11 protein-coding genes are annotated in these 13021 nt (G+C 59.8%); 5 read left to right on the top strand and 6 right to left on the bottom strand.

Features of this window, described 5'->3' with window-relative positions:
• Nucleotides 1–17 precede the first annotated feature (17 nt).
• The 4 genes from ACTJJA_RS19200 (at nt 18) to nudI (ending at nt 5426) form a co-directional block, all read left to right on the top strand.
• A complete protein-coding gene (locus ACTJJA_RS19200; protein WP_420985401.1) occupies nt 18–1421 on the top strand; it encodes a TolC family outer membrane protein in 1404 nt (467 codons plus the stop codon).
• Nucleotides 1418–3610: a type I secretion system permease/ATPase gene (locus tag ACTJJA_RS19195; RefSeq protein ID WP_440668947.1), complete on the top strand. Its 2193-nt coding sequence runs from the start codon at nt 1418–1420 to the stop codon at nt 3608–3610. The genes ACTJJA_RS19200 and ACTJJA_RS19195 overlap by 4 nt, the downstream gene beginning before the upstream one ends.
• A 10-nt stretch (nt 3611–3620) precedes the next feature.
• The gene (locus ACTJJA_RS19190) at nt 3621–4790 is read left to right on the top strand and encodes an HlyD family efflux transporter periplasmic adaptor subunit (RefSeq protein WP_089598177.1); all 1170 of its coding nucleotides are present in this window, start codon (nt 3621–3623) and stop codon (nt 4788–4790) included.
• Between the two features lie 210 nt (nt 4791–5000).
• Nucleotides 5001–5426, top strand: a complete 426-nt coding sequence (gene nudI / locus ACTJJA_RS19185; RefSeq protein ID WP_218308456.1) for a nucleoside triphosphatase NudI — start codon at nt 5001–5003, stop codon at nt 5424–5426.
• A gap of 46 nt (nt 5427–5472) precedes the next feature.
• On the opposite strand, the gene ACTJJA_RS19180 is transcribed toward nudI, so the two are convergent.
• Nucleotides 5473–6654 carry a PLP-dependent aminotransferase family protein gene (locus ACTJJA_RS19180; RefSeq protein ID WP_440668946.1) on the bottom strand — a complete coding sequence of 394 codons (1182 nt, stop codon included), beginning with the start codon at nt 6652–6654 and terminating at the stop codon, nt 5473–5475.
• A 20-nt stretch (nt 6655–6674) separates the two neighbouring features.
• Nucleotides 6675–7562, bottom strand: coding sequence for a LysR family transcriptional regulator (locus tag ACTJJA_RS19175; protein ID WP_042715351.1), 888 nt, complete (start codon nt 7560–7562; stop codon nt 6675–6677).
• 97 nt (nt 7563–7659) lie between these two features.
• Here ACTJJA_RS19175 and ACTJJA_RS19170 point away from each other — a divergent pair, with 97 nt between their 5' ends.
• Complete coding sequence (locus tag ACTJJA_RS19170) at nt 7660–8262, top strand: short chain dehydrogenase (RefSeq protein WP_440668945.1); 603 nt, start codon at nt 7660–7662, stop codon at nt 8260–8262.
• Here ACTJJA_RS19170 and ACTJJA_RS19165 read toward each other — a convergent pair.
• The 4 genes from ACTJJA_RS19165 to ACTJJA_RS19150 all read right to left on the bottom strand — a co-directional run bounded on the left by ACTJJA_RS19165 (nt 8256) and on the right by ACTJJA_RS19150 (nt 13014).
• Nucleotides 8256–8990 (bottom strand): class I SAM-dependent methyltransferase, encoded by a 735-nt coding sequence (locus tag ACTJJA_RS19165; protein WP_440668944.1) that lies wholly within the window; start codon nt 8988–8990, stop codon nt 8256–8258. The genes ACTJJA_RS19170 and ACTJJA_RS19165 overlap by 7 nt on opposite strands.
• Nucleotides 8991–9099: 109 nt before the next feature.
• On the bottom strand, nt 9100–10479 hold the full coding sequence (locus ACTJJA_RS19160) for an amidohydrolase family protein (protein ID WP_440668943.1): 1380 nt from the start codon (nt 10477–10479) through the stop codon (nt 9100–9102).
• Between the two features lies 1 nt (nt 10480).
• Entirely contained in the window at nt 10481–11437 is a 957-nt protein-coding gene (locus ACTJJA_RS19155; protein WP_440668942.1) for a carbamate kinase family protein, read from the bottom strand.
• Nucleotides 11434–13014: a xanthine permease gene (locus tag ACTJJA_RS19150; protein WP_440668941.1), complete on the bottom strand. Its 1581-nt coding sequence runs from the start codon at nt 13012–13014 to the stop codon at nt 11434–11436. The genes ACTJJA_RS19155 and ACTJJA_RS19150 overlap by 4 nt, the downstream gene beginning before the upstream one ends.
• Between the last annotated feature and the right edge of the window lie 7 nt (nt 13015–13021).

Here is a 13021-nt window from a genome sequence, read left to right as displayed (position 1 = left end):
TTTATTAGGGACAAGACATGGGAATGAAGATGCCTTACTGGTGGCTCTCGTGCTGCCTGATATCTGTGCCCGCTCTAGCTGCCAACCCGGCGGGAACGATCAATGCCGAACAACTCAGCGAAACGCAGGAACTCCCCTCTTTGAACGGCCGCGTGGCCCCGGTGGCCACGAAAGCCGCGCCCGGCACGCTGCAGCTGGGCGAAGCCGTAAACCGTGCCGTCACCTGGCACCCGGCCATCAGCGAAGCGGTAGGTAAACTCTACCAGCAGAGCGAAAACGTGGACGTCGCCAAATCGAAATACTATCCGCAAATCAATGCCGGAATGGAGAACGGCTATACCCACGACGGTGACGACAACGGCTTCACGCCGTCGCTGGTCCTCTCCCTCTCGCAAATGCTCTACGACTTCGGCAAAGTGGCGAGCCAGGTGCGCGCCGAAAGCGCAGGCGTCGCCCAGCAGCAGGCTAACGTGCTGGTCAGCATTGACACCATCGCCCACGATACCGCCATCGCCATGGTGCAGGTTCAAACCTTGCAGCAGATGGTGGACACTGCCAAAGAGCAGCTTGATGCCCTCTCCTCTATCGGAAAGCTGACGAAGCTGCGCAATGACGAAGGGGCCACCTCACTCTCTGACGTGGTGCAGACCGATGCCCGTATCGAAGGCGCGCGCGCGCAGCTGATGCAGTACCAGGCCAGCCTCGACAGCGCCCGCGCCACGCTGATGAGTTTTCTCGGCTGGGACAGCCTGAACACGATCAGCAACGATTTCCCACAAAGTCTGGCGCGCAGCTGCGACATCGCCGAGCCGGACGATCGCCTGGTGCCCGCCGTACTAGCCGCCTGGGCGCAGGCCAACGTCGCGCAGGCCAACCTTGACAATGCCAACGCGCAGATGACGCCGACCATTTCGCTTGAGCCGGAAGTGCGCCACTACCTTAACGACCGGTATGCGGGCAACGAAACGCGGGATCGCACCCAATATTCCGCCTGGGTAAAAGTGCAGATGCCGCTCTATCAGGGGGGCGGCCTGACCGCCCGACGCAATGCGGCCGGACACGCGGTCGAGTCGGCGCAGTCCACCATTCAGCGCACCCGCCTCGACGTGCGGCAAAAACTGCTCGAAGCCCGCAGCCAGGTGATGAGCCTGATGGCCACGCTGCAAATTCAGGGGCGTCAGGAAGCGCTCAGCGCCCGCACCCGCGAGCTGTACCAACAGCAGTATCTCGACCTCGGCTCGCGTCCGCTGCTCGACGTGTTAAACGCCGAACAGGAGGTTTATCAGGCGCGTTTCACCCAGCAGCAAACCGCCGGACAGCTGCATCAGCTTCAGCTCAACTGCCTGTACAACACCGGGCGCTTACGTCACGCGTTCGATCTTGATAACCGTACCATCCAGACCGTGGAGATCCAGCCATGAAGCAACGCGATATCCCACAGGGTGAAAACATGACGGATGATGCGCTGGAACAGTGGGCACAGGCGTTTGGCTACGTGGCAACGCGTTATCGCGTAGCCTGTTCACCCGGCGCGCTGATGGCGGGTGCGCCGTGGCTGAAAGGTAAACCGATGGTGCCTGCCCTCACCCAGCTTGCGCGCGAGGCCGGACTGACATTTGAGCTGCTGACGGCAGATCGGCAGTCCATCAATAGCTGGCGCTTGCCCGTCGTGGTGGAGCTGAGCGAGGGGAAAATCGGCGTCATTGAACATTTCGACGGCGAAGACACGCTTGAGGTCAGCTTTTTCGACGGCAACACGCACACCAACCGCCTGTCGATGACGGCCATGCTCCCGGCCATCCGCCATGTGATCGCCCTGCGTCCTCTGGCCGCCCTGAAGGACAGCCGGGTGGATGCCTATATATCTAAATATCGCCCGGACTGGCTCTACCGGCTGGTGATGCGCGATCTGCGCCCCTACAGCTGGGTCATGCTCGCCGCGCTGTTTATCAACGTGCTGTCGCTTTCGGGGATCGTGTTTTCCATGCAGGTCTACGACCGGGTGATCCCGGCCCAGTCCTACCCGACGCTGTACGTTCTGACTATCGGGGTGCTGATCGCCACTCTGTTTGGTTTTGTGCTGCGCGTGGCGCGCGGGCACATTATGGATCTGCTGGGCAAGCGCTCGGATCTACGCGTGTCGGATCGTGTCTTTGGCCATGCGCTACGCCTGCGCAACAGCGCCATCCCCCGCTCCACCGGCAGCTTCATTTCCCAGCTGCGCGAGCTGGAGCAGATCCGCGAAATGGTCACCTCCTCTACCATTTCAACGATTGTCGACCTGCCTTTCTTCCTCCTGTTTGTGGTGGTGCTGGCGATCATCGCGCCGCAGCTGGCGTGGATCGCCCCGGTCGCGGCGGTGATCATGGTATTGCCCGGCCTGCTGCTGCAAAAGCGGCTGGCGGAGCTGGCGAAGCAGTCGGCACACGAATCCACCCTGCGCAACGCGGTACTGGTGGAGAGCGTGCAGGGGCTGGAGGACATTAAATTGATGCAGGCAGAAAATCGCTTTTTGCAGCAGTGGAACAGCTACATCCAGATCACCGCCGAATCCGGCCTGCGCACCCGCGAGCTGACGCAGAACCTGATCAACTGGGGGATGACCATTCAAAGTCTGGTCTACGCAGGCGTCATCGTGGTCGGCGCGCCGATGGTGATCGACGGCACCCTGACCACCGGCTCGGTGGTCGCCGCCTCGATGCTGGCCTCCCGCATGATCGCTCCGATGGCGACGCTGTGCGGCGTGCTGGCCCGCTGGCAACAGGTGAAGGCCGCCAAAGAGGGGCTGGACAGCATTATGCAGCTGCCCACCGAAAACCAGCGCGAAGAGACGCCGATCCGCCAGGACGTGCTGCGCGGCCATTACCTCTTCGAGCAAGCGCAGTTCCGCTATCACCCGGAAGATCCCCGCATGGCGCTGCGCATTAACCGTCTGGAGATCAAACCTGGCGAGAAAGTGGCGATCCTCGGGCGCAACGGCGCGGGCAAGTCAACCCTACTGCAGGCGATGGCGGGCGGGATGGATCTGGCGGGCGGCGAGCTGCGGCTCGACAACTTCAGCCTGCCCCATCTCGACGTGGCGGACGTGCGGCGTAACGTCGGCTTTATGACCCAGAACGCGCGGCTGTTTTACGGCACCCTGCGCGAGAACATCACGCTGGGTATGCCGCGCGCCACCGATGAAGAGATTTTTGAGGTGCTGGAAATGTGCGGCGCGGCGAGCTTTGTGCAGAAGCTGCCGAAGGGGCTGGACTACCCGATTATGGAGAATGGCGTGGGGCTGTCCGGCGGGCAGCGGCAGTCCATTCTGCTGGCGCGCATGCTTCTGCGCGACCCGAATATCGTGCTGATGGACGAACCCACGGCGTCGCTTGACGAGCATACCGAGCGGGAATTTATCCAGCGCCTCAACGCCTGGCTCGGCAACCGCACGCTGGTTGTCGCCACCCACCGCGTGCCCGTGCTGGAGCTGGTTGAGCGCGTGGTGGTGTTAAAAGAGGGGATGCTGGTGATGGATGCGCCGAAAGCGCAGGCGCTGAGCAACAGCCGTATGCAGCAACAGCAGGCAGCAACCGGACGGGAGTGGAAAAATGAAAATCAGTCAGCGTGACGTTGCCGCAATGGACGATCTGGATAACGCCCTCGACTCCGAAAGCGGCTACACCGGCGCGCGACGGATCGTTGTATTCTCCCTGCTGCTGTTTGTGGTGCTTGGCGTCTGGGCGTGGTACGGCATTCTGGATGAAGTTTCCACCGGAACCGGCAAAGTGATCCCCAGCTCGCGCGAGCAGGTTTTACAGTCGCTCGACGGCGGGATCCTGACGGAACTGAACGTGCACGAAGGGGATCAGGTTCAGGCGGGACAGGTGCTGGCGCGGCTCGATCCGACGCGTTCGGAATCGAACGTCGGCGAAAGCGCGGCGCGCTACCGGGCATCGCTCGCCTCCAGCGTTCGGTTGTATGCCGAAGTGAACGATCTGCCGCTGAAGTTCCCGCCTTCGCTGGCGAAATGGACGGATCTGATCGGGGCCGAAACGCGCCTCTATAACTCACGTCGCGCACAGCTTGAAGATACCCAGCGCGAGCTGCGCTCGGCGTTAGATCTCGCCAATAAAGAGCTGGCGATCACCCAGCGGCTGGTGAAAACCGGCGCCGCCAGCCACGTGGAAGTGCTGCGTCTGCAGCGGCAGAAAAGCGATCTGGAACTCAAGCTCACCGACGTGCGCTCGCAGTATTACGTTCAGGCGCGCGAGGCGCTCTCCAAAGCCAACGCGGAGGTGGATATGGTTTCCGCCATTCTCAAAGGCCGTGAAGATTCGGTGACCCGCCTGACGGTGAAATCCCCGGTGCGCGGCATTGTGAAAAACATCAAAGTGACCACCATCGGCGGCGTGATCCCGCCCAACGGCGAGCTGATGGAGATCGTACCGGTGGACGATCACCTGCTGATTGAAACCCGCCTGTCGCCGCGCGATATCGCCTTTATCCACCCTAATCAGGAAGCGCTGGTGAAGATCACCGCGTACGATTATGCCATCTACGGCGGGCTGCATGGCGTGGTGGAGACCATTTCACCGGATACCATCCAGGACGAAGCTAAGCCGGAAGTGTTCTATTACCGGGTGTTTATCCGTACCAGCCAGGATTACCTGGTGAATAAGGCGGGCAGGCACTTCTCAATTGTGCCGGGGATGATTGCGACGGTGGACATTAAGACCGGAGAGAAAACGGTGCTGGATTATATGATCAAGCCGTTTAACCGGGCGAAAGAGGCGCTGAGGGAACGGTAGTCAATCGCCGGGTGGCGGCTGCGCCTTACCCGGCCTACATCCGCATGGAGTAAAAATTCGCTATGATTTTCTCCCTCTCCCTGTGGGAGAGGGCCGGGGTGAGGGCATCACAAAATGCAGAAAACCAAGGAGCGAGAATCGAACACCTCTAACATAACCATCACCCCCCAATCTGCTAAAGTAGCTCAAACTCATTTTCAGGAAGAAACCATGCGCCAACGTACCATTGTCTGCCCCATCATTCAGAACGACGGGGCCTATCTGCTGTGCAAAATGGCCGACGATCGCGGCGTATTTCCCGGCCAGTGGGCACTGTCCGGTGGAGGGATGGAGCCGGGTGAAACGATGGAACAGGCGCTGCGCCGGGAAATCCGCGAGGAGCTTGGCGACGCGCTGGAGATTACCGAGGTAAAACCCTGGGCATTTCGCGATGACACTCGGGTGAAAACCTACGCCGACGGCACCACGGAAGAAATTTATATGATTTACCTGATCTTCGACTGCATCAGCGCCAACCGTGAGGTGACCTTCAACGAAGAGTTTCAGGAGATTGCCTGGGTTCGCCCGGCGTCCTTACAGGATTTGGATCTGAATGAAGCCACTCGTATGACATTTGCACAGAAAGGGCTGCTGTAAGGAAGGCTTGCGCATAGCGACGTTGCCGCCATTATGCGCAGATCGTTTACAGCGAGATTTTCAAACGTCGAACCGCTTCTATCAGCTGTTCATCCGTTGGCGTCACAAACGACATACGCAGCGTCGTATGGTCCGGTTCATTGCAGTAGAAGAACTCGCCAGGTACAAACACCACGCCATTGCTTAACGTCTTCTCCAGCCAACGCGTGGTGTTCATGCCGTTGTTCATTTTCGCCCACAGGAACATGCCGCCCTTCGGCTTGTGGAACGACATCACATCGCCCAGTTCGGCCTCCAGTTCAGTGGCAAACGTCTGGTATTTCTGGCGATAGGCTTCGCGGATCATCTTAATCTGCCCCGCCAGACGTCCGGTTTTCAGGTACTCATAGGTCATCAGCTGTGACAGCGTGCTGGTGTGCAGATCGGTGGTTTGCTTCAGATTAACCACCGCACGTTTCAGCCACTCGGGGACCAGCACCCAGCCCACGCGGGTTCCCGGTGCGAGGATTTTAGAGAAGGTGGAGGTGTACACCACGTTCTCTTCATTGCCGATATCTTTGGCGTGAGCAATCAACGGGCGGAATACTTCGTCGGTGTAATTAATTTCGCTGTACGGGTCGTCTTCGATAATCACGAAATCATAACGCTTTGATAATTCCACCAGCTGTTTACGGCGCGCTTCGGAAAGCGTCACGCCGCCGGGGTTACCAAAGGTTGGAACGATATAGACTGCTTTGATGGCTTTCTTTGCCACCAGCGCTTCAAGCTCATCCACCTTCATACCGTCGCCGTCGGTGCCAACGGATTCAAAGTTGGCCTGCGCCAGGCCGAAGACCTGCAGCGCGGCGAGATAGGTTGGACGCTCAACGACGACGGTGTCACCCGGGTTGATTAACGCACGCGCCAGCACGTCAAGTGATTGCTGCGAGCCGGAAGTAATAACGACATCATCGGCCTTACAGGCGATACCGCGCCCCTCGCAGATGCGTTTAATTTCCTCGCGCAGCCCCGGGACGCCTTCCGTCAGGCCGTACTGGAACGCCTCGCCAAAATGCTGTGATAAGACGGAATCGGCAGCAATTTTAAGCCCTTCGTGATCGAACAGATCGGGATTAGGAATACCACCGCCCAGCGAAATCACCCCTGCCATTTTGCTATGTTTTAATAATTCACGGATGGCAGAGGATTGCAGGCCCTGCGCGCTGCTGGCGAGTTTGTTTGCAGACATTCTTTGATTACCTTCTTTTTTTATATTGTGCCCAATCTTAGCAGAATATGGGCGATAAATTCCGTAAGCTTAGGCAGTTGACGTAAATCCTGACGCCACAATAAATGCACCGGCCTCGGCGCGGGCGTGTACTGCTCCAGCACCCGCACCAGCCTGCCGCTTGCCAGCTCTTCCGCCACCAGCACCTCCGGTTGCAGCAGTAATCCTGCACCAGCCCGCGCCGCCATGCGTAATCCATAGCCATCGTTGCATCTTAAGATCGCATCCCGCTTCCAGCGCACTTCTCCTTCCATGCCCGGTAGCCGCCACTCGTTACGCGCGGTCCACACCGTGTGTGACAGGCACAGATGATTCACCAGATCGGCAGGCGTCTGTGGCGTGCCGTAGCGCGCTAAATAATCCGGCGCGGCGCAGATCACCATCCGGTAGGGACAGAGATACTTCGCTACCAGATCGTCGTTTTGAATGTCGCCAATACGAATGGCCAGATCGACCCCTTCATCCACCAGATCGACCATCCGGTTGGTGAGATCCAGCTCCACACGCACCTCCGGATAACGCTGTAAATAGGTGGCGGTGAGCGGTGCAATCACACAGCCACCAAACGACGTCGGTGCCGTGACGCGTAACGTTCCGGCAGGCGCAGCACGCAGCCGCTCAACTGCATTTTCAGCAATGGAGACCTGCTCCAGCACCCGCTTCGCCTCCTCGAAATAGACGCGCCCGGCATCGGTCAGGCTCTGACGGCGCGTGTTGCGCTCCAGCAGTCGCGTGCCGAGCTGGGTTTCCAGCAGGGCAATATACTTCCCCACCATCACCGCCGACATCTCCAGACGTGATGCTGCACCGGTAAAGCTACCGCTTTCCACCACCGCAATAAACGTCTCCATACCGCGAAGCTTATCCATATTCCGAACCTCTGGTTAGCAATCTTCTAACGTTAGCCCAGTTTATCTGACTTTTTATTTATTAAAGAATGAAGTCTCACAACATAAGGAGTCTGCTATGAAAATCGTCATTATTGGTGCCAGCGGTACGGTCGGTCGTGCAGTAACGGAAGCGCTGAGTCGTCGTCACGAAGTCATCCGCGTCGGTCGCACGCAGGGCGACTATCAGGTGGATATCACCTCGCAGGCGAGCGTCCAGGCGCTGTTTGAGAAAATCGGTCCGGTGGACGCGATTGTCTCCGCCAGCGGCAGCCTTCACTTTGGCCCCCTCGCGACCATGAAAGACAGCGATTTCAACCGGGGATTGCAGGATAAGCTTTTGGGGCAGGTGCGACTGGCGCTGACCGGCCAGCGCTACCTGAACGAGGGCGGCTCGATTACGCTGATAAGCGGGATTGTTGCGCACGAGCCGATTGCACAGGGCGTGAATGCCACCACGGTAAATGCGGCGCTGGAAGGGTTTGTACGCGCTGCCGCCTGTGAGCTGCCGCGCGGGATCCGCATCAACCTGATTAGCCCGACGGTACTCACCGAATCCGTCGAAGCGTACGACGGCTTCTTCCCGGGCTTTGAGAGCGTTCCCGCCGCGACCGTGGCGCAGGCCTACCGCCGCAGCGTGGAAGGCGTGCAGAGCGGACGCGTGTATAAAGTGGGTTACTGAGCCTTACGGGCGGCGATCAGCACCAGCATCGGGCGCACTGCCTCTTCGGCCAGCGCGGGCCAGGCGTCAATCTGCGCCTGCGTTGGCCCCCACTCGTTGACCTCGCTTATCGTTAACCCGGCCCCGATCAGCGCGTTAAGCGTGGTGCCCAGCGTGCGGTGATACTTGATAACGCCGTCCGCCAGCCAGTTGCTGACGCGCTTGCCTTCTTCCTGATAATGGTTCACGCCCCAGAACCGCTCGCCACTGTCGTCGGTCAGCCAGCCTTGACGGGTGGCGCAGGTGTAAATGGGGTGCTCCATGGAAAAGACCAAGCTGCCGCCGGGCTTAAGCGCGCGCTGAACCTTCGCAAACAGGGTATCCAGCTCCGGCAGGTAGTGCAGCGCCAGGGAGCTATAGACCAGATCGAGGCTGTTCTCGTTGAGCTCGAGTGATTCCAGGTCGCTACGCTGATAGTGAATCTGTGTGTCAGCGGTAAGCTCCCCAGCGCGGGCGAGCATCTTTTCGGAGATATCAACGCCCGTGACCTCAGCAGCGCCCAGCTCGCGCGCCGCGCGGCAAAACCAGCCGTAGCCGCAGCCGAGATCGACAACCGATTTGCCGGTTAAATCTGGCAGCATGGCCTTAAGCGCGGGCCACTCCGGCGCGCCGTCGAGCCCCTGAACCGAGCGCGGAAGCTGGGCGTAGCCTTCGAAAAATGCCGGGTTGTCGTAGATGTTTTGTGCCATGGCAGATCCCTCTTTAAGAATGTGCATAGCAGTATACTGCATTGTCGGGTGGCGGNCAAAATCTCCGAACCGTAGGCCGGGTAAGGCGAAGCCGCCACCCGGCTCGCTTTTAGCCTACGACACCCCAGACAAGGTTGCCCTTATGGAACGTCGCGGTGCGCGGTGAAATGCGCGCCACCGCTTCGGCGGAACAGGAGGCATCCACAAGCACAAAGCTGGCGTCGTCCTGCGCTTTTGGCCACACGCGCTCGCCCTTGTCGTTCAGCGGCAGCACGTCGCCGGTGGCGATACCGAGCGCGCGGGAGAGCGTCTGCTCGTTCGGGCGGATGTAGAGCTGCGCATAAAGATTCGCTTTCTCCAGCATGTCCCCCAGACCGTACGGCGACCAGTGGTCGATCACGCTGTCGGTCCCCGTCATAACGAACACGCCCTTCTCACGCAGCTGCTTCAGCGGCATATGCAGGGTGCCAATCGGCACGGTGGAGGCGATGGTCACCTGCTGCGCCGCCATGCGGGTGGCGATCTCATCCACCTGCTGCTCGTTGAGCGTCGCCAGCGCGAAGGCGTGGCTGATGGTCAGTTTGCCCTTCAGCTCCGGCGTTTTCTCCACGGTTTCGACCATGTAGTTCACCGCCGCCACGCCCGCCGGGCTGGTTTCGTGCAGGTGAATATCCACCCCTTTGTCGTAGTCCAGCGCGATCTGGAACATCAGATCGAGAGATTTCTCCATCGCACCGTCAACGTTAGTCGGGTCCAGCCCGCCCACGTAATGCGCCCCGGCCTGCATCGCCTCGCGCATCAGTTTTTCTGAGTTTGACAGCAGCAGCCCGTGCTGCGGGAAAGCGACGATTTCACAGTCAAAGCCGGGCTTACGGCGCGACAAAACCGCCTGCAGATTTTCGAGATTCTTCAGGCCGGAGGTCGGCTCGATATTGCAGTGGCTGCGGGCAATGGTGGAGCCTTTCGACTGGATCAGGTCGATCAGCTTTTCCGCGCGTTCTTGCGTATAGGGCTGCAGCTCCGGCAGCATTTTTTGTTCCAGGCGGATCATGTCCTGAATCGTGGTACCCGCCGGGCGGTTCAGCGAGCGCCACGGGCCGCCGTAAAAGGTTTTATCCAGATGGATGTGCATGTCGCGCATCGCCGGGAGCATCAGCTTGCCGCCTGCGTCATAGTGCGGCAGCGTGGCGTCGGCATGGCTTTTATTGTCGCGCAGGGCGACGATCTTGCCGTCTTTGATTTCCAGCGTTTTCAGCTCGGTGCGGGTGCTCGTCGCCACGCTGCCGTCGACGTTGAACCCGGCCTCCAGCAGCACGTTATCCAGGTAGTAATGTTTCGCGGTGATGCTCATCGGTTTACCCGTCTCGCAGGTTGGCTTTGCGGTATCCGCAGCATACGCGACGGAGCCGGTGGCGCCAAACAGCGCGCAGGCGGTAACCATTTTGCCGCTCTGGCTAATAAACTCGCGGCGGCTTTTGTTTTCACTCATCTTATCTTCCTTCATTAACGATATGGGTGCCGGTTTCTCCGCGCAGCGCCGCGGGCAGGCAGTCCGGCGAGGTGATGATCACCCGCTTGCCGCCGTGTTTTAAAAATTCCAGCGAGGCGACGATTTTGGGGAGCATGCTGCCCGCCGGGAAGTGGCCCTCTTCCATATAACGCGTCATCTGCGCCATGTTTACAGCGTCCAGCGCCTGCTGGTTTGGCTTGCCAAAGTTGACGCACACTTTCTCTACGCCGGTGGTGATCGCCAGCACGTCGGCGCGGATCTCGCGTGCCAGCAGCGCGGTGGAGAGATCTTTATCAATCACCGCGTCGACGCTCTGATAATCCCCCTGCTCACTGCGAACAACGGGGATCCCCCCGCCGCCCGCGCCGATCACCACAAAGCCTTTTTGCGTCAGCGTTTTGATGGCGTCGGCCTCAACAATGCGCAGCGGCTGGGGTGAAGCCACCACGCGACGGTAGCCCCGACCGGAATCCTCAACAAAATGCCAGTCCGGGTGCGCGCGCTGCAGCTCGTCGCGCTGTGTCTCGCTGAAAAACGCACCGATCGGTTTCGTCGGGTGCGTAAAGCCGGGATCGTTTTTATCCACCTCAACCTGCGTGACGACCGTGACCGCTTTTTGCTCGCCGCGCGCGGCAAGCCGGTTATTGAGCGCCTGCTGGATCAGGTAACCGATGCCACCCTGCGTATCCGCCACGCAGTTTGCCAGCGGGGTCAGCGGCAGCCCTTCCCGCTCGTGGGCGATTTCGGCACGGCGCAGATCCAGCCCCACCTGGGGGCCGTTGCCGTGGGTGAGAACGATGTCATAGTCGGAGGCCAGCATTTCCAGCACCGACTCGGCCACCGCTTTCACCGCCTGCGCCTGATGTTCAACTGACTGGCTGGCGTTGTCTTTGATAATGCTGTTGCCACCAATGGCGACGACCATAAGCTCTTTCATTTTGTTTCCTTTAGAAGGTGCGTTCTGGTGCCCTCACCCCGGCCCTCTCCCACAGGGAGTGGGGGATTAACAGAGATATCCAGCACATGCTTCACCACAAACATGCCGCCCATCATCAGGTAGGCCGTCACGAACATCAGCGAACTGCCTTCGGCAAATCCCACCACCGGGGCATGGATCACCCCAAACAGCGCCAGCAGCGCCCCGCCCGCAGCGGCGACAGCCCCGCGCAGCGGTTTGTTGATGATGGCAAAGATGGCGATACAGCCCCACAGCATGCTGGCAAGCGGTGCGCCGTTGCCGAGATGCATCAGCCCTTCGTAGTAGATCCCTTTGCTGTGCAGCACGTCGGTGCCGATTTTCCCCGCGCTGGTGCCCGCGGCGCTCATCACGCTGTTCATCATGGTCAGCGCCCAGTTGGCGATCCACGGGAACAGGCAGATGAAGATGACGGGCACCTCCACTTTGGGCGTTTCCCTCACTACCTGGTTGGCCGTCACAACGCCGATAAACACCAGAATCGGCACGATGGCGGTCATCGGAATGATGGCGAGCATAAACGCCCCCAGCCCGAACAGCGGCACGATGAACATAGTCACGCCCGAGGCCAGCGTGTAGCCGATGCTGGCCCCCATCGCTTTCCAGCCGGGGTGGCCGACGTAGACCGTGACCGGGAACGGGTTCCCCATCAGGCAGCCGAGCATCGACGACAGACCGTTCGCCAGCATCACCTTGCGGGTCGGGTATTCATCCCCCGCCGCGTGGGCGCTTTCGATGTTTTCCAGGTCAAAGATGTAGTTCGCCAGCCCCAGCGGTACGGCAGAGGCAAGATACGGCAGCGCGTGCGGCAGGCCCTGCAGGAAGCCTTCTACGTGCACCTGCGGCGGGTTAAAGCCGAAGGATGACATGGACGCTTTAATCGCTTCCGGGCTTTGCAGACCCGAGAGCCACGCTAGCGCCGTTCCTGCAACCAGCAACAGCAGACCGGTCGGGATTTTGGCGAAAATGGGCTTTTTACCGAACCAGTTAATGAAGATCAGCAGCAGCACGATAAACGACACGGTCGGCGCTTCGAACGCCTGCAGCATCGGGTTCATCGCCAGCAGCAGCAGGCCCAAACCGGAGAGGCACGACAGCAGCACGGTGCGCGGGATCATCTTGCGGATGGTCTCACCCAGGAACGAGCCGCCCGCCAGGATCATCGCCTCAACAAAGCACCACACCAGGCCAATCTGAATGGCGAACTCCGCATCGCCCGTTTGCTGATACACCGGCATCAGCACCAGGAAGGTCACGGTAAAAATTGACGGCGCGCTGGGGCCGGACGGCAGCGCGGTGACGTCCGTTCGCCCGGTGGCGCGCGCCATTTGCATGCCGAACCAGGCGTAGCAAATACTCGCGACCAGCACCGCCAGCCCGAAGGCTGGCGCGATGCGTCCATAAACAATCTCCTTCGGGATGCCGACGACAAAAATGAGCAGCCCCATCATGGTCAGCAAATTGGTCAGGTTGTTGGTCATCAACCCGAAATACGCCGCCCAGTCACCTCTTTTCCACTCCAGTTTCATGTTTTTCATGGATGCT

Origin of the sequence: Enterobacter sp. 22452 (assembly GCF_052045065.1) — a bacterium.
In the GTDB taxonomy this organism is placed as follows: Bacteria; Pseudomonadota; Gammaproteobacteria; order Enterobacterales; family Enterobacteriaceae; genus Enterobacter; species Enterobacter mori.
Note: the sequence above shows the minus strand (reverse complement) of the source record. Positions and strands in the feature narration are given on the sequence as shown.